Origin of the sequence: Candidatus Ornithobacterium hominis (assembly GCF_900538215.1) — a bacterium.
Classification (GTDB): domain Bacteria; phylum Bacteroidota; class Bacteroidia; order Flavobacteriales; family Weeksellaceae; genus Ornithobacterium; species Ornithobacterium hominis.
In genome coordinates, this window is record NZ_UNSD01000001.1 from 38,176 (window position 1) to 59,925 (window position 21,750).

The 21,750-nt window shown below is 36.6% G+C and carries 18 protein-coding genes; 4 read left to right on the plus strand and 14 right to left on the minus strand.

The genetic code is table 11. From position 1 onward, the window contains the following. Positions 1–70: 70 nt before the first annotated feature. Positions 71–289 carry a hypothetical protein gene (locus tag D5J18_RS00190; RefSeq protein ID WP_119057005.1) on the minus strand — a complete coding sequence of 73 codons (219 nt, stop codon included), beginning with the start codon at positions 287–289 and terminating at the stop codon, positions 71–73. 33 nt (positions 290–322) lie between these two features. On the opposite strand from D5J18_RS00190, the gene D5J18_RS00195 reads away from it, so the two are divergent. Next, positions 323–1,261, plus strand: a complete 939-nt coding sequence (locus D5J18_RS00195) for a DUF6427 family protein (RefSeq protein WP_119057006.1) — start codon at positions 323–325, stop codon at positions 1,259–1,261. Here the strand turns inward: D5J18_RS00195 and D5J18_RS00200 are convergent. Both D5J18_RS00200 and D5J18_RS00205 read right to left on the minus strand, forming a co-directional pair. After that, entirely contained in the window at positions 1,241–2,023 is a 783-nt protein-coding gene (locus D5J18_RS00200; RefSeq protein ID WP_119057007.1) for a UDP-2,3-diacylglucosamine diphosphatase, read from the minus strand. The two genes, D5J18_RS00195 and D5J18_RS00200, sit on opposite strands and share 21 nt — an antisense overlap. Further along, a complete protein-coding gene (locus tag D5J18_RS00205; protein WP_119057008.1) occupies positions 1,996–2,451 on the minus strand; it encodes a 6-pyruvoyl trahydropterin synthase family protein in 456 nt (151 codons plus the stop codon). Before D5J18_RS00205 ends, D5J18_RS00200 begins: the two co-directional genes overlap by 28 nt. Before the next feature lie 26 nt (positions 2,452–2,477). Here D5J18_RS00205 and D5J18_RS00210 point away from each other — a divergent pair, with 26 nt between their 5' ends. Then, positions 2,478–3,134, plus strand: coding sequence for a ComF family protein (locus tag D5J18_RS00210; RefSeq protein ID WP_119057009.1), 657 nt, complete (start codon positions 2,478–2,480; stop codon positions 3,132–3,134). Here the strand turns inward: D5J18_RS00210 and D5J18_RS00215 are convergent. Both D5J18_RS00215 and D5J18_RS00220 read right to left on the minus strand, forming a co-directional pair. Next, complete coding sequence (locus D5J18_RS00215; protein ID WP_119057010.1) at positions 3,131–4,690, minus strand: Rne/Rng family ribonuclease; 1,560 nt, start codon at positions 4,688–4,690, stop codon at positions 3,131–3,133. The genes D5J18_RS00210 and D5J18_RS00215 overlap by 4 nt on opposite strands. A 191-nt stretch (positions 4,691–4,881) precedes the next feature. After that, positions 4,882–5,178 (minus strand): HU family DNA-binding protein, encoded by a 297-nt coding sequence (locus D5J18_RS00220; RefSeq protein WP_119057011.1) that lies wholly within the window; start codon positions 5,176–5,178, stop codon positions 4,882–4,884. Positions 5,179–5,264: 86 nt separating this feature from the next. Between D5J18_RS00220 and mutY the strand changes: the two genes are divergently transcribed. Together mutY and D5J18_RS00230 are read left to right on the plus strand one after the other, a co-directional pair. Continuing rightward, positions 5,265–6,275: an A/G-specific adenine glycosylase gene (gene mutY, locus D5J18_RS00225; RefSeq protein ID WP_119057012.1), complete on the plus strand. Its 1,011-nt coding sequence runs from the start codon at positions 5,265–5,267 to the stop codon at positions 6,273–6,275. Continuing rightward, a complete protein-coding gene (locus tag D5J18_RS00230; RefSeq protein ID WP_119057013.1) occupies positions 6,272–7,027 on the plus strand; it encodes an alpha/beta fold hydrolase in 756 nt (251 codons plus the stop codon). Before mutY ends, D5J18_RS00230 begins: the two co-directional genes overlap by 4 nt. A 58-nt stretch (positions 7,028–7,085) precedes the next feature. Here the strand turns inward: D5J18_RS00230 and D5J18_RS00235 are convergent, their stop codons facing one another. The 9 genes from D5J18_RS00235 to D5J18_RS00275 form a co-directional block, all read right to left on the minus strand. Continuing rightward, entirely contained in the window at positions 7,086–8,168 is a 1,083-nt protein-coding gene (locus D5J18_RS00235; protein ID WP_119057014.1) for an FISUMP domain-containing protein, read from the minus strand. A 468-nt stretch (positions 8,169–8,636) separates the two neighbouring features. Beyond that, a complete protein-coding gene (locus D5J18_RS00240) occupies positions 8,637–11,771 on the minus strand; it encodes a cytochrome c biogenesis protein CcsA (protein ID WP_119057015.1) in 3,135 nt (1,044 codons plus the stop codon). 82 nt (positions 11,772–11,853) lie between these two features. Beyond that, positions 11,854–13,347 carry an ammonia-forming cytochrome c nitrite reductase gene (gene nrfA, locus D5J18_RS00245; RefSeq protein WP_119057016.1) on the minus strand — a complete coding sequence of 498 codons (1,494 nt, stop codon included), beginning with the start codon at positions 13,345–13,347 and terminating at the stop codon, positions 11,854–11,856. A gap of 11 nt (positions 13,348–13,358) precedes the next feature. Further along, positions 13,359–13,979, minus strand: coding sequence for a cytochrome c nitrite reductase small subunit (nrfH, locus tag D5J18_RS00250; RefSeq protein ID WP_119057017.1), 621 nt, complete (start codon positions 13,977–13,979; stop codon positions 13,359–13,361). A gap of 21 nt (positions 13,980–14,000) precedes the next feature. After that, positions 14,001–15,239 carry an alginate export family protein gene (locus D5J18_RS00255; RefSeq protein ID WP_119057024.1) on the minus strand — a complete coding sequence of 413 codons (1,239 nt, stop codon included), beginning with the start codon at positions 15,237–15,239 and terminating at the stop codon, positions 14,001–14,003. 114 nt (positions 15,240–15,353) lie between these two features. Continuing rightward, complete coding sequence (locus D5J18_RS00260; protein WP_119057018.1) at positions 15,354–16,010, minus strand: rhomboid family intramembrane serine protease; 657 nt, start codon at positions 16,008–16,010, stop codon at positions 15,354–15,356. Positions 16,011–16,033: 23 nt separating this feature from the next. Beyond that, complete coding sequence (locus D5J18_RS00265; RefSeq protein ID WP_119057019.1) at positions 16,034–18,616, minus strand: DNA gyrase/topoisomerase IV subunit A; 2,583 nt, start codon at positions 18,614–18,616, stop codon at positions 16,034–16,036. A 77-nt stretch (positions 18,617–18,693) separates the two neighbouring features. Continuing rightward, positions 18,694–20,550, minus strand: coding sequence for a DNA topoisomerase IV subunit B (locus D5J18_RS00270; protein ID WP_119057020.1), 1,857 nt, complete (start codon positions 20,548–20,550; stop codon positions 18,694–18,696). A gap of 424 nt (positions 20,551–20,974) precedes the next feature. After that, the coding region (locus D5J18_RS00275) for an FISUMP domain-containing protein (protein ID WP_221407257.1) at positions 20,975–21,750 on the minus strand (776 nt) is incomplete at its 5' end.

Here is a 21,750-nt window from a genome sequence, read left to right on the forward strand (position 1 = left end):
AAAAAATTGTCAATAATTTTCAAACGATAGTTATCGCCATTTTTATTTTCAAAATTTTACTTGAAGAAATTTAATCTAAAAAATTATGCGGTTCACGATAATCAACTTCCCTTTTATCATCTTTGCCGTAAGAAATAATTTTCAGACACCAAAAAATTAATAGACCTAAGACAACTAGTGATAAAATGCAGTTAGCAACAATACCAATCGGAGGCAAAATTTGAAAACTCCACTCAAAAAAGCTTCCTATGCCATAAAATATTTCTTTAAAAAATGCAAAATGTACCATTTATCCTTTACTTTGCACCAAATTTAAAAAAAAATGATTACAACTTTATTAAAAGTTAATCAATTATTTGTTTCTGCCATACTCGTAGGCTTAAGTTTACTTGGCTTATTTCTGTTATTTAATGAAGATCTGGTAGCAATGCCACAGCTTATCTCATTTATACTGGTGGCGATACTTTTTGTCTCAGTCGCAGGGTACAATCAAGTGGTAGATTTTGTAAAAAAAAGTCATTTTATCGTTTTCTTCTATCTTTTGTTTATTCTTAATTTTCTAGAAGATTTGGGTGACATTAGTTTCTATAGTGGTTACTTTTTTTTAAGCCTTATTTTTTTTCAGATGCTAGACGGGAAGGATTTCTCCAAAAAAATATTTAATCCTTTCGATTTTGGTTTTTTTGGTTGTATTATGTTACCCATCCACCCGCCTTTTATCATTTTTTTCGTAGCGATTATCTTTCATTTCATCATGATGGGGAGAACACAAGTCAGTGCTCTTACCTCTTGTTTTTTGGGGATTTTAACAGGCTCATTCTTATGGATAGAAATCATATTTATTTTTGATTTACAAGATTTTTTTTATTTGCAGTTAGGCCAGTTAGACAGTCTTAAAAAGATAGAATTTCATGAGAGTTCGAATTATTACTATTTCGCTCCAATATTAGGGTTAAGCTTATTTTCTTTGGTCGATTATTTCCAGAATATTAACCGACAGAAGACTGAGAAAAAAATTATTTTCACTAATATTCTTATGCTACTTTTTGCTAGTGCTTTTTATCTTTATTTTTTTGGCAAATCCTCCAAAAATTTTTTGGTTTTAGCTCTACCGCTATCTCTTCTTTTGTCCAATTTTTCACTTCACGGGGCGAAAGTGAGGCGGGAAATCATCGTTTGGCTTGTTGTTTTATCTTTTTCTTTATATCAGATTTCACGGCATATAGAACTGATTCAGATTTTAAACACAGTACGTTTTTAAGCTAAAATTAAAGCCATCAAATTCGCCGTAGGTGAAATGCTTTATCCAATCGCCAATATTGAAATAAGTCGATTTTTCACCAACTTTTTTTTCTAATGCTAAATGCCTGTGCCCAAAAACCAAATAGTCAAATTTTTCTTTCTCTTGCATCGCCTGAGCATATTGAAAAAGCCATTCTTTACCATCTCCTTGGTAGGAATCTTCTTCATTCCCGCTCAGGTATTTATTTCTTTCGCTTAGCATTTTACCAAGCCAAATCGAAAAATCGGGGTGTAGAAGATAAAATAAAGTTTTTGCTACTGGGTTTGTGAAGATTCTTTTCAAAAATTTATACCCATAATCTCCTGGCCCTAAACCATCTCCATGGGCAATCAAAAATCGCTTGTCATTCATCAGAAAACGCTGTGGCTCTTTGAATATATTTGCATTTAATTCTTGCTTCAAGTAATCTCTCATCCACAAATCATGATTCCCAATAAAAAAGTAAATCGGAATCCCAGCATCTGCTAGTTCAGCTAGTTTGCCCAAAACTCTCACAAAACCTTTAGGGACGACTTGTTTGTACTCAAACCAAAAATCAAATAAATCGCCCAATAGGAATAAAGCACAAGCATCGGGTTTTATTTCATCGAGCCATTGGATGAATTTTTTTTCCCGAATGATACTCTCTTTAGTATTTGGTGAGCCAAAATGCTGATCTGATGCAAAATAAATTTTCCTTCCTTTCGGTATTTTTATTTGATGTTGTCGCTTGCTAACCATTCTCCGTAGCTATTTTCCGTTTCAAAGAGTTTTAATTTGACCAATTCTACCTCATCGGGCAATGCTTTTTTTAAAATTCCAGCAAAATGAATCAACATATTTTCGCAAGTCGGTTGGTAATCAAGCATTATCACATCGTGATTTTCTTGCTTAAGTTTATCTCCCAATGCTGCATGTGGTGAATTTTGATTAAGAATTATTGCGTGGTCAAACGGATCTACAATCAACTCTTTCACAATTTTTTTTAATTCTCCAAAGTCGATGAGCATTCCGTTTTTAGAATCAGTTTGTTCCTGCACGGGCTCTCCCAGTACCGTGACAAACAGCTTGTATGAGTGCCCATGAATATTTTTACACTTCCCATCATAACCAAAAAGTGCATGAGATGTTTCAAAATTGAAAATTTTAGTAACTCTTACTTTTTTCATTGCTACAAATATAATAAATTGAAGGCATGCAACGCTTATTAGATATCATTATACCATCGCGCTGTCTTCATTGCAGCAGAATTCTACCAACTCATCAGCATTTATGCATTTCTTGTTTGCATCAGCTGCCCTATACGCATTGGGAGTTTCATCGTCCCAATCAAATTCATGAAAATTTTTCAAGCCTTAAAAATTTTTTAGGTGGAAATGCTCTACTATTTTACACACATGGTAATGCTACGTATAAGCTACTGCACGCCAATAAATATTACAATCAACCGCAAGTCGGGAAGTTTTTGGCTCAATTATCGTTCTACAAACTTCACGAAATTGATTTTGAGGCTGTAATCCCTATCCCAAGTTATTCTAAGACTTTAAAATCAAGGGGTTACAACCAAACGCATCTCATTGCAGAAAGCATCGCTAATGAATTTAACGTTCCTGTTTATAAAAGTTGTCTCAAAAGAATCAAACAAAGTTCTTCGCAGACCAAAAAAAACCGCAAGCAGCGTTTATCTGTTTCTGCTGAAAATTTTATTTGCCAACAAAAAATCAGTGAGAAGAAAGTCTTGTTTATAGATGATGTCATCACCACTGGAGGAACTTTAAAAGCTTGTATTCAATCCTTTCTAGAAAAGAATGATACAAGCTTCTACATTTTTTGTTTAGCTCAGGCTAATTAATTCGATTCGCTATAAAGTTCTTCGTCTTTCTCATTAGTTATATGAATCTCCAAATATTTATACGCATCGTGTGGCATAATTTTAATAGGCAGTTTATAGTTCCAAGCCCATTTTTTCCTGATAGAAGGAATTCCCTGCTTCAAATATGCTGCAACAAAAGGGTGCAGATGGATTGTAATTTTTTTAGCTTTCCCATTTTCAGCGATATTTCGTACGCTCGTCTCTATCCTTTCCATTATCACGATAGGGGCTTCTACTTCCCCGTTTTTATTGGGGTTTTCCTCAAATGTCTTTATCGAAAGCTCTGGGCGAACACGCTGACGAGTAATCTGAACTAAACCAAACTTAGTTGGTGGCAGGACTTTATGTTTAGCTCCATCTTTTTTCATTTCCTCTTTCATGTGGTCATAAAACTTCCTACGGTTTTTAGCCTCTCGCATATCTATAAAATCTACCACTACGATTCCCCCCATGTCTCTTAAGCGAAGCTGGCGGGCTACTTCTGTTGCTGCCTGCATATTTACATCTAGTGCATTCTGCTCTTGGCTTTCTTTTTTTCCTTTGATGTTACCTGAGTTTACATCTATCACATGCAACGCCTCGGTATGCTCTATGACTAGGTATGCTCCTTTAGATTTAGAAATATTAACGTTTTTCCCAAAGGAAGTTTTGATTTGTTTCTCAACATTGAAAAATTCAAGGATTGGTTGATTTTTCTTATAAGCCTCGACTATTTTTTCTTTTCCAGGAGCTATGATTTTCAACAGCTCTTTTAACTCCTCGGTCAAATCTTCATCATCACAATAAATTTTTGTAAAATCTTCTGAAAATTTATCACGTAAAATCGATGAAGCTCTTCCCATTTCAGTGTGAACTACCTTTGGTAACTTCTTAGCTCTAAGGTTATTAAAGATTTGCTCCCATTTATTCACAAGGTCTTCAAGATCGGCATGCAGTTCTACCACTTTTCTATTCTCTGCCACGGTTCTGATGATGACTCCAAAGCCTTCTGGCTTTATACTTTCCACCAACATCGTGAGGCGGTCCCTCTCACTTTTTTCTTTAATTTTTTGTGAAATAGAAACCTTATCTTGAAAAGGAACTAAAACCAAATAGCGCCCAGCTACAGAGATCTCTGAAGTTACGCGCGGGCCCTTTGTTGAGATGGGTTCTTTGGCAATTTGCACCAAAACATTCTGCCCAGGTTGTAAAACATCTTCTAGCCTACCATTTTTATCAATTTCTTCTTGATCTCGAAAGTTTTTTAATAGGTGAGATTTAAACTTTCCTGACCTTACGATTTGAATATAATTCAGTAGAGATTTTATATTCGAGCCCAAGTCATGATAGTGTAGAAAAGCATCTTTTTCACCGCCAAGATTGACGAATGCCGCATTCATGCCTGGGGCTAATTTTTTTATTTTGGCTAAATAAACGTCTCCAACATTGAACTTCTGGTTATTTTCCTCTTGATGAAATTCCATCAAGCGTCCATCTTCAAGCAAGGCTATCTTCACGCATTCCTCTGCGGAATTAATAACTAATTGCTTATCCATTCAATTTTTTTTAATATCAAAATGCACCACCAGTCAAAAGTAGGTGGTGCATTTCATGCATTTATTTTCAATTATTTTTTCTTTTTGTGACGGTTAAGTCTTCTTCTTTTTTTTCTTTTGTGTGTTGACACCTTATGTCTCTTTCTTTTCTTTCCGCTTGGCATATTAATATTATTTTTACAATTATTTTTTTATTTTTCTACTACATCTACTTTTTCCTTCACGCTATCCATAAATGTTTTCGCTGGTTTAAACGCTGGGATATTATGAGCAGGAATAATGATTGATTTATTCTTAGATATGTTTCTGCCCGTTTTCTGAGCTCTTGTTTTTATAATAAAAGAACCAAAACCTCGCAAATACACATTTTCTCCTTGTGTCAGAGATGTTTTCACCTCTTCCATAAAAGCCTCCACAACACTTTGCGTATCGCTTTTCTCCAATCCTAATTTATTAGAAATATTAGATACAATTTCTGCCTTCGTCATTATATAATAGATTTTTAATTAATTTCGTGTTCTCAAGATTGCAAATATACCAATATTTTTCTATTTACCGTACAAGTTTCCTTTTTATGTCTTTCATTCACTACATTTTAGATTGGTTTCATCAAAATAAAAGACCTCTCCCATGGCGAGAACAGTCCTCTCCCTACCATGTTTGGGTTTCAGAAATCATCCTTCAGCAAACAAGAGTAGACCAAGGAATCCATTACTATATTCGTTTCATTTCTGAGTTTCCAACGCTGCAAGATTTAGCCAATGCTAACGAACAAAGCGTCTTACGCCAATGGCAAGGCTTGGGCTACTATTCCCGAGCTCGTAACTTGCATAAGGCTGCAAAAATCATAAATGATGAACTCAACGGGAAGATTCCTACAAATTTTATAAGCCTTAAAAAATTACCTGGCATCGGCCCCTACACCGCAGCCGCTATTGCCTCAATTTGTTTTGGTGAAGCCGTTCCCGCCATTGATGGGAATGCCTACCGAGTCTATGCACGCTACTTTGGCATTGCTGAAAACATCGCTGGGGGAAAAGCTTTCAACGTTTTTTTTGAATTAGGAAAAAACATTATATCAGAAGAAAATCCTGGCGACTTTAATGAAGCGGTGATGGAACTCGGCGCAACTATTTGCTTGCCCAAAAACCCGAAATGCGAAATTTGCCCCATCGTAAACACTTGTTTCGCTTATCAAAAAAAAGAAATTCAAAATTTACCCCTCAAAGTTACTCAGCTTAAAATCAAAGAAATTCAGCTAAATTATTTCTTCATTTCTCAAAACAAAAAATTTCTCGTTCATTACCGAGCCCAAAAAGGTTTTTGGCAAAATCTCTACGACTTCCCAACTCAAATTCCTTTAGAATATGAAAACCAAGCAAGACTCACCGAGCAAACATCGCATATTTTATCTCACCGTAAATTGAATATTTCTTTTCATGAATTGAAAATTTCTAAAGGCTTAAAAAATTTAGCTCAAAAGCTGAATTGCACGATTGTTGATTTGACTTCTGTTCAAAATTACCCCGTGCCTAAACCGATCGAAAATTTTATCAATCAAAAAATTAAAGACAAAAAAAAATGACAAATCTGAATTTTAAAATCCTCGGCACTGGCGAACCTGTATTTCTGCTACACGGCTACCTAGAAACTGCCAAAATGTGGGGAAATATGATAACCAATGTGAAAAATCACCAATTCATCTTACCCGATCTCTTAGGGCACGGGAAAACAAAAAAATCACTAGAAATCAACACAATGGAAGCTCAAGCAGCAGAAATCATTCAATTGATGGATGATTTAGGCATTCAGAAAGCAAAGCTGGTGGGGCATAGCATGGGTGGCTACATCGCATTGTCTATCGCCCGTGACTTCCCAGAACGTGTGGCTGGGCTGTTTTTATTCTATTCCAAATCTCTGCCCGATAGTGATGAAGGAAAGAGAAAACGGGACAAAGTGGCTGAAATAGCACCTAAAAACAAATCTCTTTTCATCAGAAATTCCATCACAAGTCTTTTTAAGCCTGAGGATTTAGATAAATTCTCAGAAGAATTGGAGCAAGCCATAGCCATGGCTGAGGAAACAACAGTAAAAGGCATCGTAGCCTGTGCACTTGGCATGAAAGAAAGGAAAGACACCACAGACATTTTATCTTCTGCAGATTACCCTATCTATATTCAATTGGGTGAAAATGACGTTGCTGTAGATATTTCTTATCTAAACGAAATACCAAAACGAGATAACATCAAAATCAAAGTGACAAAAACGGGGCATCTAGGGCATTATGAAGCACCCGAAGAATCACGTGAATTTTTAATTAAATTTTTAAAGGCTTAGAAAATTTTTCTCTAAGCCTTTAATTTTAATTGATGATTTTCTGATTTTAAATAAACGTTTAATTATTCTTAATACAACGCACGCTGTACCCTTCAGCTAGGCGGTAGCTGTTGGTGACAATAGAGCTGTTTTCATTGTTGAATATAAAGCTATTAACGCGTTTCAAGTCTATAGTATTATTGTTACTCCAGTAGTACCCGTAAGGATCCTTCTCATCTATTTCTATTGAACCATCTGAATAGCTACGTGAGCCAGCAGCTGCAAGGTTTGGCAACTTAGTCTGTGTCCACATTTGATTAGTATCAACATGATAAAGGCTACCCGTTACAGCCTGATGAAATTTGTCCCACTCCTGCTCAGTCGGAACGTGGTAACCTGACGGGCAAGGGTCATTAACTCCTACTGCTCCCCACAACTTTAAATCTGGTGCCTCTCTAGTATTCTTTACCCAGTTAGCGTCTCCAGTAATAAACTTCCCTTGTAAATAACCATGATGTGTTGCGTATGCCCATGTCCAACTTGGGGCTGGTTCAGTGGTAGTTTCTGAATCCCTAAACTCATGCCCATCACTCGCTCTCTGCCATTGGTATAATGAACCGTAGGTTCTATCATCTCCATGGGCAGCTTCTCCTGTTTTATTAACGGTAGGGTCAAAATGAGAACTATTTATGTCTGCATATTCTGCTCCAAGGTTGAGGTTGAGCCATGTTCTATTGTAGCTGCCCACGCTTACAAGTGTAGCGCAATACACAAAATCATGTTTGCCTTCGATGTAGTCGACACCAAATAATTTATCAAAAAGTATGTTTTCTGGTGCACATTTTTTGATTTTATTGATGATCTCATCTGCTCTGTCTGGCTGCTTATCGCGGATGTAATTTATTCTCCCTTTATCTAATATCATATCATATTTGAGGTCTGAGAGACTTCTGCGCTTCACCTTTTGGTCTTTTTCATCCCAAACTAAAAGCCATTGGGTAGATTTTCCCTCCTTAACACCTTCTATGCGCAAGTCACCACCTTCTTGGTTGTCTTTTGCGCTGATGTCTAATGTCGCTTTTGGAGTATCTGTGTTAATGCCCACCTGAGCGGTGGCTAAAGCTCCTGGCAATACAACGAAAGAAAGTAATAATTTCTTCATTTATTTTAATTTTTTTGGTTAATATTTGATTGATTTATTCTTTTCTTAATTAAATTTTTGCTGTTTTTTATTCAACTTTTTTTGCTTCTTCATTTAGAAAGAGCCCCAACCCGTGAGGCTCTTCTTTTTGAAGAAATTACTACTCTCACACAGGTGAAAATAGAAAAACCGCACAAGATTTTCTTGCACGGCTTTGCGGTTCGCTCCCGAGGGGAAGCAAAAAATTATTACAAGTTACTGATAATGAGTTGTTTAGCTCATTACTTTGTGTGTGTGTGTTTACACTTTATTTTGAAACTCACAAATTTCATTTGTTAAAATTTCGTTATTTTTTTGTTAAAAATTTCCGTTGAGATTTTTCATTTTTCTCAACCTGCCCGCAAATGTATTTTACGTTTTTGAATTACGCAAATTTGTTTTTTTTGAGGCAGAGGATTTTTTTAAAGGCTTTAGAAATTTTCAAACAGATTATTTCATTCTTTTTTTCTTGTTTTTTATCCCTGCCCAAACGGCTATAATTATCATCGCTCCGGCTACAAAATAAACGAATTTCGGGATTGGCATCGGGTCGCCAGAGGCATAGCTATGCAAGCCTGATAGATAATAATTCACGCCAAATGATGTCATTATGATAGACCAAAAAGCAAACATACTCGCCGTGTTCAGCACATAATGGTTGCCGAGTTTTGGCACAAATCTTAAATGCAAAACAATGGCGTAAACTATTACGCTAATCAATGCCCAAGTTTCCTTTGGGTCCCAAGCCCAATATCTTCCCCAGGATTCATTGGCCCAGATTCCGCCCAAAAATGTCCCCACGGTGAGTAGGAATAGACCTACCGTCATAGACATTTCATTAATGTAAGTTAATTCCCTGATTTTTAAATCTATGATAGCTTTATTTTTTTCGGTTCTGAAAATGTAAAACAATAAAACCATCAAACCTAAAACGGCGGAAAAAGCCAGCGGAGCATAGCCGCTCACAATCGTAGCTACGTGAATTTTCAGCCAATAGGATTTCAAAACTGGCATCAAATTCGTGATTTCGGGATTTATCCAATCCAACCAACTGACCAAAAGCAAAGCCCCTGAAAATAAAGTTGCTAACGGAAGTGAAAAGTCTGACTTTCTGAACGTTACCAATCCACTCAACAATAAAATCAAAGCTACAAAAACTAACATTTCATAGCCATTACTCCACGGAGCGTGCTGTGCAACATACCATCTCAAAATTACATTCCCCACAAAGGCAATGAACGATAACAAAATCAAAATCACTAAAAGATTCCAAAAAAATTGAATGATTTTGCCGTGATTGAACATTTTAATAATTGCTAAAATCAGCATTACAAAGCCTAAGGTGAATAAGATTTGGAATAGCCAAAAATTAAGATTCAACCTGTTGTACCACAGCTCGGCTTCTAATCTTTCGGGCGAGGGTATAATTTTTTCGCCAATTACATCTTGATAAGTCTTGATGTAATTTAATTTTTCTGAAGCGGCCTCATAATCTCGTTTAGCTACATCATTGAAGTAAGCTGGCAAAATATGCTCAGCAAATTGAGCATCTTCTTGCGGAAAATTTTTGAAATCGTGGGTAAAGCTGTACCAAGTATTATTATCATCTTCTTTATTCGGTAAAACTTTTAAATAATTTCCAATAAAAAGGTTGTACAGAATATTGAATTTTTCGTCTAATTTCAGAATTTCTTTATCAAATTCATTTCGTTCAGCAGGTTTCTTTTGGTTTGCTTCTTCCACTTTGTCAGACAAAATATAATCGCCTTTTTCATTCAACAAATCAGAGAATGCCAACCAGCCATTTTTTCCTTTTTTCAGGTTTGGATAGTGTTCCTCAATTTTATATAAATCAATCTCTATCAATGGAATATGTTGCCATAAATTCGGAGCAGTATGCATCGCCAGAAAAGTTTGATTCACATCCAAGGTAAACTTTCCATCACTGGTAGGGTAAAAGAAATAGGATTTCCTAGATATTTTTCTGATAATTTCAGACGCCAAAGTATTTATCGGCTTAATTCTTCCGTCCAAATCTTGCACCAGCAAACGCCCAAATTGCTCAGCAAGGTCTTTATCAATTTCTTGTGATAGAATAATCGTGTCATTAATAGCGAAACGATTGCTTTTTTCTTGCTCTTGAGCATTTACAAAACTCAATAAAAACAAGAAAAATAAAGGTGCGATTTGCTTTAACTTTTTTAATTTATTGCCCACAATATTAAATCTTGATTTTTTTCCGAATAAAGTAAAAATCATTCCTACCGTCATTAAAAAATAACCGAAATAAGTAACCCAAGTTCCCCAAAAATCATGGTTTACAGACAAAACTGTACCTCGCTCATCGGTATCATAACTTGCCTGAAAAAATCGGTAACCCTTGTAATCCAGCACATTATTCATAAAAATACGATACGGAATTTGCTCTTCACCATCCAAAATCGTTACTTCACTAGCATAAGAAGACGGACTGGAAGAACCTGGGTAACGCTCTAATTGAAAGTCATTTAACCTTATTTTGAATGGGATTTCAATCGCTTTTGAACCGTAAGATAACTTAACATCTACATCGTTAATGGTGGCATCGCTCGCCAAAGGAATAAATCCTTTTCTGTACAAAATATTCACCTCTTCAGATTGATCGTCCACCGATAATTTCACCAACAAAGCATCATCTTGCGTTTCACTATTGTCTTTTAATTTTTCTGCAGTGGATTTAATTTCAAATTTCCCATGTTGATGGAAAGTCAATGGGACAAAGGAAACATCGCCCGAACGATACAGGGTTCTCAGCGTAATATCTTGCAAAGAATCCGCTTTCAAAACGCCTGTTCTTTGTTCATTCATAATAAAAAAGCTCAATTCTTTTGGTGACAAAACCTTGAATTGCCCATTTTCTTGAATGATATTCACGATATCTTTTTTATCAGATTGAAAACCGATTTCAAATTCAGGGTTTAATTTTTGTGTTTCGCCTTCGGTTAAGAAGATAGAACTTCTGCCATCACCTTGTGTTATCACTAATTCAAGCAAGGGTTTTCCGTTTTCTTTATCTTCTACTACATCTGCCACAGCATCGGGAATGAAATCTTTATAATCTATGGTAATTTTCTTTCCGTTGAAATCTGTTTTGATGCTGAAATCATTGTTTTTAAGTGTAGAAAAAGATAGTTTTTCTGAAATTACTTTCGTTTGTTTCCCGTCAGAAATTTCAGCGTTGAGATAATTCGTATCTGAAATTAAAATATTAGAGCTTTCACCTTCTCTGATTCTCATCACGCCTCCGTAAGAGGTGTACCGTGTAATCGCTGCACCTAAAATTATAATGATGAAAGCCAAATGAAACGCTAAAATTGCCCATTTCTCTTTTCTCAATAATTTATATTTGAAAATATTTGCTAAAAATGTGAGCGAAAGCCCAGCCATTACTAATTCAAACCACCAAGCATCATAAATCATCACCCAAGCAGCTGATGTACCAAAATCGTTCTCTACAAAGGTGGCAACAGCCATTGCTACGCCAAAGATGAACAGTAAGATTAAAAATAATTTAGATGAAGAAAAAATTTTATAAAGCCTTTCCATAAGCCATATTCTCAAATTTAGAAAAAATGGTTTTAAGCGAACTTAAAACCATTTTATTTTTTTATAACAAGTTGATTTTTAGTTATTTAGAAGAAACTGATTTACTAGTATATCCTGCTTCTCTTTTTTTAGCAGCTTCCATCCACTTTGGCAATAAATTTTTCTTGAACTCTGCTTTCTCTCTGTGCAATTTTTCCATATCAAGCCCAATGAATTTTTGTGCTTTTTCTTTTGTAGAAATATCTGGCATTGGCACAGGCTGGTTGTAGCCCAAATCACTCAATACGCGAGCTACTTTGATTCTACCTTCTTGTGCTATGTTCAATCCGCTATTAATAACTCTTGCGATTTCTACAGGTGCATGGAATGATGCTCCGTGAGATGCAGCAGAGAAATCCCAACGCCATTGTGCATGGCGGATGTCTTGCAATACTGGTTTCATTTGTGCTTCCGTTGCTCCTAAATCCCAAGCTTTTTTAGCTTCAACGTGTAGTTTGACCAAAGCATCTTCTAATCTAATTCTGTTTTCTAAAGATTTATTTTGTCTTTCATAAACATTTTGAACCAATTTAGTCGCTTCTTCTCTGTGGCAAACTTGGCAAGCGTTGGCTATATTGTTCAAAGGAGATTGAATATGGTGATCAGTAAATTTTTGTCCGCCTTCGCTCTTATATGGCATATGACAATCGGCACAAGAAACGCCTCTATCCGCATGAACGCCCATTTGCCAAGTTTCATAGCCTGGGTGTTGAGCTTTCAACATTGGAGCTCTACTCAGCTGGTGAGTCCAGTCAGAGAATTCAATTTCATCATAATATTTTTCCATGTCTTCCACTGTAAAGCCGTTTTTCCAAGGGAGAGTTAAGTAAGGTACTCCTTCTTCCACTGGATTTTTTTTATCAAAATAGTATTCTACGTGGCATTGTGCACAAACCAATGAACGCATTTCTTGATGTGTAGCATTGTTGATGTCTTTTCCTTGAGCTTGAAAAGCTTCTACCAAAGCTGGTCTTGTGATTTTCAGTTTCATTGTTTTCTCATCGTGGCAGTCTGCACAACCGATAGGGTTTACTACCTCGTGCCCTAAATCAGACCATTTTGCTTTGTAGAAAGCTGCTACGCCCATTTCATTCATCAATCTTGGAACATCTGGTCCTTTACAGGTCCAGCAAGTTGCAGGCATTGGCCCATCGCCATTTTCTTTGGGAGCACCTGTTCGTAATGTGTTATGAATATCTTCAATTGCATATTGGTGACCTCTACCTTGTGAATAATCTTTGGAGAAAGCATACCCTGCCCAAAGCACTACCATTCTAGGATCTTCTTCTAGCATGTCTATCCATGCGTTTCCTCCATGGGCAGTGGCAAAAGTAGTGTCTCTTGTCTGCATGAAAGACTGATATTCTGCTGGGTAATTTTCTCCCCAAACCTCATTACGTGGTTCATTTTTAGCTATTTCCACTTTTGGCACATAAGCGTACTTAGCTTCATTTTTCCTGTTGATAACACTTGATGCCAGCAATCCTAATAGGAATACGGCAACAGCAGTTACTGCAAATAATACCCAATTTTTCATGTGAATGAATTTTATTTTTCGTTTTTGTTTTTATCTTTATTTTTAATCTTTTCTCTCAGCCATTCAGGAACTACCGTTCCATCTTTATCTGTAGGAATTGGTGCAATATTATTTCGCACCGTTGTCAATCCGTGTAATTTGCCGTGAGGAACTTCTTTGTGGCAAGACCAGCATTGCCTATCTGTTCTATTAGAATAATGATTTGCTATAAATCCGTCATATTTTACTTGCGTTACTTGCTGAACGTGGCATCTGATACAATTGTTTTGCACTACTTCTTCTGATGCTTCTCGCATAAACATAACATCTGGCTCTGCTCTTGCGGTGAAAACCGATGCGTGAAACAAACCGTCTTTTGCTTTAAAATAATATTGATTGAAAATATTGTTGTGCGGAACGTGACAATCATTACAACTTGCCCATTCTCTGTGAGAACTGTGCATCCAGCTGTTATAGACCGATGTCATTACATGGCAATTGACACAAGCCTGCGGGTCGTCTGACATATAGGAAAGCATCTTTGCCTCTCTTGCTATAAAAAATCCCAATCCGCAGAAAGTAGCGAGTAAAAAAATTGCAACTAAACGCCATCTCGTATTCTTTTCTGGAAATATTCTCTTAAAAAAAGGCATAACTCTAATTTTTAGTAATAATTATTTTGTACTGAATAATGTTGGTTTGAAGGTAAACATCAGCCAAGCCCAATTATTGGTTTCGTTTGCCTTACCATTTTTAATTAACTCCATTCCATCGCTAGCAAACATATGAGAGTAGCCTGCATTTAAGGTTACATTATCATAAATTTTATAACCAAAAGTGATGTCTAATTCATTTCCAAATCGTTTTTTGTCTAAATCAGCGGCAGATGAGAAGTTATGCAAGGCTATGCCTACATTGGTTTTTTCACTGGTTTTGATGTTTGCTTTGGCATGTAAATCCAATAAACCAACGCTATTCAAATGATTGCCAACATAGAAATAATCCATCAAACCGTTGAATTTATGATTGGTACCAAAGAGTGGATTAAAGGCTTTGTTTTTATCGTTTGCTATTACTTTATTGTCATTACCACTTTGTAGCTCTGCCCCGATGCCTAAGTTAAACTTTGTCGTAACATTATAATTGGCTTCCAAACCTAGTAGATACGCACTTACATCATTAGCATCTATGTCTTTGCCCATTTGGTAATATGCATTTCCTATTAAATTTAACGCATTTGCTTTATAATTTAAGTGCGTACCGATCGTTTGGGTGTACTGAGTTTCTGATTTTCCGCTATTGGCATTCACTAATTGCCAGCCATTATTTACAAACAATAAACTTCCGGAGAAATCTACCCAATCGTGGTGCAACCAAGCGTATTGCATGCTTTTGTAGTTTCTATCTACCGTATAGATGTTTCCCGTTAATTTCTCACCATCTTGATTATAAGCAAATCCTACATCGGCTCTGAAGTTATTTTTCTTAAATTGTGCCAAGGCCGCATCATGGCTTCTTGCTTGTTGTGCCCAATCTACGTTCCCAAAAAATCGAGAATCATCGTATACAATTTCTTGGCGACCTAATTTTAAGGCTATTTCTTCTGTCACATTGAATTTCCCCCAAGCTTCATGAACGGCTAATTTATTCTTATCAGTAGCATTTAGTTGCGGAACATCACCCCAAACACGCACATCTTGCAAGCTTAAACGAAACTCCATGTTTTCATTTTTATAATTTGCATTCAATCTTGTTCTTTGGGAAACGAAAGCGGCCTCATCATCACTTTTATCAAACAACGTTTTAAATCCATGTCTGTATTCAAATCTTGGTCTCAATTCTGCTCCTACACTCAACTGTGCAAAAGCTGAAACTGATAATACCAACGCTCCTAATCCTAAGCTTAATTTCATTTTCTTCTTTGTTAAACTTCTTAACAAATGTAGGTAATTCCAAATTTTAAAAAAAATGATAATAATCATCAAGTATAAGATTATCAGTTATTTAGAATCTTTCTAAAATTCCTATTACTGATTCTTTTTATAAGTTAAAATTCCCATAATAGCAATGGGAATTAGCATACCTATAATGTATATAGCTTGTTGATTGATAAGCTGCGGAAAAAGAAAAATTGTGAACAACACCCCAGCTACGCTTCCTCCCAAATGGGCTGCATGTCCTGTATTATCTTTCAAATGCTTCATCCCAAACATAGAATAACCTAAATAAACTAAGCCAAACACCCAACCTGGGAAATTAAAAAACGGTAGAAAAATTAATTGTAATGGCATTTCTGGATTGATGATAATCGCTGAAAACACAATGCCTGATACTCCTCCTGAGGCTCCAACTGCCGTATACCAACCTTGATTTTTATGAAACAGGATTGTGAATAAACTGCCAAAAAATACTGCTGTAATATAAATTAAAATAAATACAACACTGGAAAAAATACTCAAAACTACTGGCGCAAAGACATACAATGCAAACATATTGAAAAATAAATGCATGGTATCTGCGTGTAGAAATGCCGATGTAAACATTCTATCATATTGCTTGTTATTCAATATAGCATTCATATCAAATTTCAACCGATTGAATAACTGATAATCACCCCAGCCTTGCCAACTAATCAATACTGTGATGCCGATTAAAATGTAGAGAATAATTATAGAATTCATCATTTTTTTTTAAGCCTTAAAAAATTTTATTCCTCTTCATCTACGAATAATGAACCTTGTGAGGTTTCATTCCTGAAAAACAAATGGGTTTCTTTCTTTGGCATTTCTTCCTCTTTTGGTTCTTCGTAAGGAATGGGGGGTAAAACCTTGATTTCCTTCACTGCATAGCTTGTCAACTGATTTCCCAATGCTGAAATACCTTTCACTGAAATAAACTCCTCTAAATTCACCGTTTCTGAGTCACGCTGATGTCCTTTAATTTTCTTGAAAATAATTTCAATTACAGGAATATAATCTACTGAAATCATTTCTATAAAGGAATTTTCATCTGCCAAATCATAAAACTCCTGAGGGTTTAATGTGTCTTCTAACGTAAATCGTTTTACGTAGTAGCGTTCTCTTTCTGAGTGATAATACACACAAGTAATCGGCTTGCTTGGCTCCCATTTTTCTAAGACCGAATATTCCTCATCAAATCTGTTGCTAAGTTCAAATGTATGAAGCTGAGCCACCCCTTTGGTACTGATGGTTAAAATTTTATCACTCCCTTTGAAGGCTCCTAGTAATTCACCTCTTCCCTCTGCATTGAGCCGCCTTACGGCATCATCAAACCAAATTTTGCGTGGAGCTAATGTAGACACTCCTTCCTCTTTCAATTCCACCTTTTTCACAGGATATTTGGTAACTAGATTGCCTTTAGCGCTACGCCCTTTCACGTCCAATTCTGCAAAATTAATATCTATGCGCAATTTTTTCAGGCGGGAATTGACTTTCAATAATACTTGCACAACTTCAGCTTCACCATTAGGATTAGCAGAAAAATACAAAATCTCTGAATGCTCCTTATCTTTGCAAACGCTGTATTCTTTGTCTCGAATCACGCTGGTGACATTAAATCGCTTTTGATAAACTGGCCCCGTCTTTCCGTAGCGATAGATAAGATTGTAGGTGGTTCTTTTGTCTTTTTTCTTCCAAACGGCAACGTGAATAATATTTTTCCCGATAAATGTTTTGTCATCAACCTTGGTTACAATCATGGTGCCGTCTCTGCGGAAAGCTATAATATCATCAATATCAGAACATTCAAATAAATATTCATCTTTTTTAAGCGAAGTCCCGATGAAACCTTCTTCAAAATTAGCATAAAACTTCACATTCGCTGCTGCAACTTTCGCTGCATCTATATCTTCAAACAGGCGAATCTCCGTCAGCCGCTCTTTTTCTTTGCCATATTTTTCTTTCAGTTTCTGGTAATAGGCTATGGCATATTCCACCAAATGATTTAAATGATGCTGAACTTGAGCTATTTTTCCTTCTAATGAGTCGATGTATTGTTGAGCTTTATCTAAATCAAATTTTGAAATTCGTTTGATTTTAATCTCTGTTAAGCGCACAATATCTTCTTGGGTAACTTCTCTTTTTAAGTGCCCGATAAATGGCTTCAAACCTTCATCTATAGCTGAAATAACGCCTTCCCACGTGGTTTCTTCTTCAATGTTGCGGTAAATTCTGTTTTCAATAAAAATCCGTTCCAAAGAAGAGTAATGCCATTGGTCTTCTAATTCGCCCAATTCAATTTCCAATTCTCTTTTCAGGAGATTTACGGTATTATCTGTATTAATTTTTAAAATTTCAGAAACAGATAAAAATTCTGGTTTATTGTTGACAATTACACAAGCATTTGGGGATACAGAAACCTCGCAATTTGTGAAGGCATATAAAGCATCTATGGTTTTATCTGGCGAAGTTCCTGGGGCTAAATGCACCAAAATATCTACGTCTCTTGCCGTATTGTCCTCAATATGTTTGATTTTAATTTTCCCCTTTTCATTGGCTTTAATCACACTCTCAATCAATGTTCCAGTATTGGTCCCGTAAGGGATTTCAGTAATTTGAAGCGTATTTTTATCCAACTGCGTAATTTTAGCTCTTATTCTGATTCTCCCGCCACGTTCGCCATCGTTGTAATCAGAAACATCTATCATTCCGCCCGTTTGAAAATCAGGGTATAATATGAATTTCTTCCCTCTCAAATGATGAATCGAAGCATCTATCAATTCATTAAAATTATGTGGAAGAATTTTGGTTGAAAGCCCCACGGCAATCCCCTCCACGCCCTGCGCTAGCAAGAGTGGAAATTTCACAGGGAGATCTACTGGTTCGCGGTTTCTCCCGTCGTAAGAGAGTTGCCAATTCGTTGTTTTGGGATTGAAGATTACCTCTAAGGCGAATTTCGTCAATCTCGCTTCGATGTAACGTGCCGCCGCCGCCCCGTCACCCGTAAATACATTTCCCCAGTTTCCCTGCGTGTCTATGAGCAAACTTTTTTGCCCTAATTGCACCATGGCATCTGTAATTGCCATATCCCCGTGCGGGTGATACTTCATGGTATTCCCTACGATGTTGGCTACTTTATTATAGCGCCCGTCCTCCATCTCCCGCATGGAATGCATAATGCGGCGTTGCACTGGCTTGAATCCGTCATGTACGGAGGGGATAGCTCGTTCTAAAATCACATACGAAGCGTAGTCTAAAAACCACTCCTCATACATACCTGAAATTTTCTTGAGCGATTCGCCTTCGTGTTTATCTGGGGTTAATTCTGCCATAGATTGTTAGATTTTTTTTAAGCCTTTAAAAATTTAATCTCAATTTTGCTGTAAAAATAAGGACTTTGGTTAATTTACTAAATGGCATTTAAAACTTCCATTCCTTCATCATTTTCTACCACCAAATTTTCGATGATAAATTCCTGACGTTCTGGCGTATTTCTTCCCATATAAAATTCCAAAAGTTCATCTATCGTCGTGTCTTTGCCCAGCATTACGGGCTCTAAGCGCATATCTTTCCCTATGAAGTTTTTAAATTCCCCTGGTGAGATTTCGCCTAAACCTTTAAATCGTGTAATTTCTGGATTTTTACCTAATTCTTTGATGGCTTTTCTCCTTTCCTCTTCTGTATAGCAATAGCGTGTTTCTTTTTTGTTTCGCACGCGGAATAGTGGCGTCTGCAAAATATACAAATGCCCCTCGCGAATCAATTCTGGGAAAAACTGCAAAAAGAAGGTGATAATCAAAAGGCGAATGTGCATACCGTCTACATCTGCATCGGTGGCTATCACAACATTGTTGTAGCGTAAATCTTCTAAACTTTCTTCAATATTGAGTGCCGCCTGTAGAAGATTAAACTCTTCATTTTCATAAACGATTTTCTTTGTCAACCCATAGGAATTCAGCGGTTTCCCACGCAAAGAAAACACCGCTTGAGTTTCTACATCTCGACTAGTGGTAATCGACCCCGAAGCTGAATCTCCCTCGGTAATGAAGATGGTTGTTTCTAAATTTCGGCTGTGCTTAGCATTGTTGTAATGTTGCTTGCAGTCTCTGAGTTTTTTGTTATGCAGGCTCACTTTTTTAGCTCGGTCTTTTGCTAATTTGCGAATGCCTGCTAAATCTTTTCTTTCCCTTTCAGATTGATTGATTTTACGTTGCAAAAGTTCTGCTGTCTCAGGGTTTTTATGCAAATAATTATCTAAATTTCTTTTGATGAAATCATTCACAAAAGTACGCACCGTGGGCAAATCGCCGCCCATATCAGTAGAGCCCAGTTTGGTTTTGGTTTGTGATTCAAAAACGGGCTCCATTACTTTAATCGCTATTGCAGAAATCACAGATTTTCTAATATCTGAAGCATCATAATTTTTCCCGTAGAAATCTCGAATGGTTTTCACTATTGCTTCTTTCAAAGCACTCAAATGCGTTCCTCCTTGTGTGGTGTTTTGCCCATTTACAAAAGAATAATACGTTTCTGAATAGGATTTAGAACTGTGCGTCAATGCGACTTCAATGTCATCTTCTTTTAAATGAATAATGGGGTAAACGATTTCTTCTTCTATATTATCTTGCAACAAATCTTTCAACCCGTTTTCTGAATAAAATTCTTCTCCATTAAAGATGATGCGCAAGCCTGGATTCAGGTACACATAATTTTTGAGCATTTTCTCGATATACTCCGTGCGAAATTTAAAGTTTGAGAAAATCTTCTCATCAGGAACAAAGGTAATTTTTGTCCCTTTGCGTATCGTTGTGTCTTTTTCGGGGTGTTCCTCTTGCAATTCTCCTTTAGAGAATTCCGCTTCACGCGTTCTGCCATCACGCACCGACTGCACTTTGAAGTAGCTAGAAAGCGCATTCACCGCCTTGGTTCCCACGCCATTAAGCCCCACCGACTTCTTGAATGCGCGGGTATCATACTTACCACCTGTATTCATTTTTGAAACAGCATCTACCATTTTCCCCAGCGGAATCCCTCGTCCGTAATCACGCACGGTGACTTCGCTTTCTTTTACGGTAACTTCAATGGTTTTGCCACTGCCCATCACAAATTCATCAATGGAATTGTCTAGAATTTCTTTCAGCAGAATATAGATTCCATCATCTTGGCTAGAACCATCGCCGAGTTTACCAATGTACATCCCCGGCCGCATACGGATATGCTCTCGCCAGTCTAGCGTTTTGATATTTTCTTCTGTATAATTGCTCATGGTATTAAAAATTCAAAATTACAAAAAAAGTAGAAGAAATTTCATTCCCAAATGTTTGCCTAAGCATTTCTGAGTACAACTAAATTTTTTCTTAATATCTTATTTATTTGTAAAAAAATCGTCTCAGAAAGAGACTTTTTTTATAACCTGATTTCAATTAATATTATTTCTAAAGAAAAAAGATAGAATAAAACAAGAGATGAATTTACGCTTAAAGTTTGAATATTAAATGCTTACAACTATTTTTATAGCTCATTTTGATAATATTAAAGATGCTTATCAGGAATTAATTTTGCAACAATTTACATCAAATTTAAACCTTGAAATTTACCCCATTAGCATTTTTATAATAATTGAACTTAGGTAAAAAAAACAAGCGTGATTTTATACAAACCACGCCTGTTTTATCTTTATACGCTACTTTTTAATTATTATCTTTAATACAACGCACGTTGAACGCGTTAACTATGTTGCTGGCGCTCGTACCGCTACGGTCTCTTCTGAAGTACATGTATTGAGCGATGCCACGGCCAGAGCTACTCCAGTAGATCCCTTCATCATTCTCTTCGCCCAGTGAACCACTGCCAAAGAAACGGGTACCAGCAACTACAAGGTTTGGTAACTTATTCTGTGTCCACATTTGATCAGTCTCAACATAAGCGTCACCCGTTACAACCTGATGAAATTCCTGCCACTCCTGCTCAGTCGGAACATGGTAACCTGACGGGCAAGGGTTATTAACTCCGACTTCGCCTGCTTGCCACAAGTTATCGGGTAATAAAGGATTATTTTTTACCCAACCATTATCGTTAATAATAAACTTCCCTGCTGCTTCGCCTGTGTCTGTCCAAGTATCGGCTAGTTTAGGGGTAGTTTCTGAACCCCTAAACTCATGCCCATCACTCGCTCGCTGCCATTGGTAATATGAACCGTAGGTTTTAGCTTCATTATGGGCATCTGTGCCTGTTTTACTAACGGTAGGGTCAAAATGAGAACTATTTATGTTGGCGTATTCTGCTCCAAGGTTGAGGTTGAGCCATGTTTTATTATAATTAGTACCAGTTACAGTTATAGCGCAATACACAAAATCATGCTTGCCGTCGACACCAAATAATTTATCAAAAACTATGTTTTCTGGTGCACATTGCTTGATTTTTTTGATGATCTCATCTGCTCTGTCTGGCTGATTATCTCGGATGT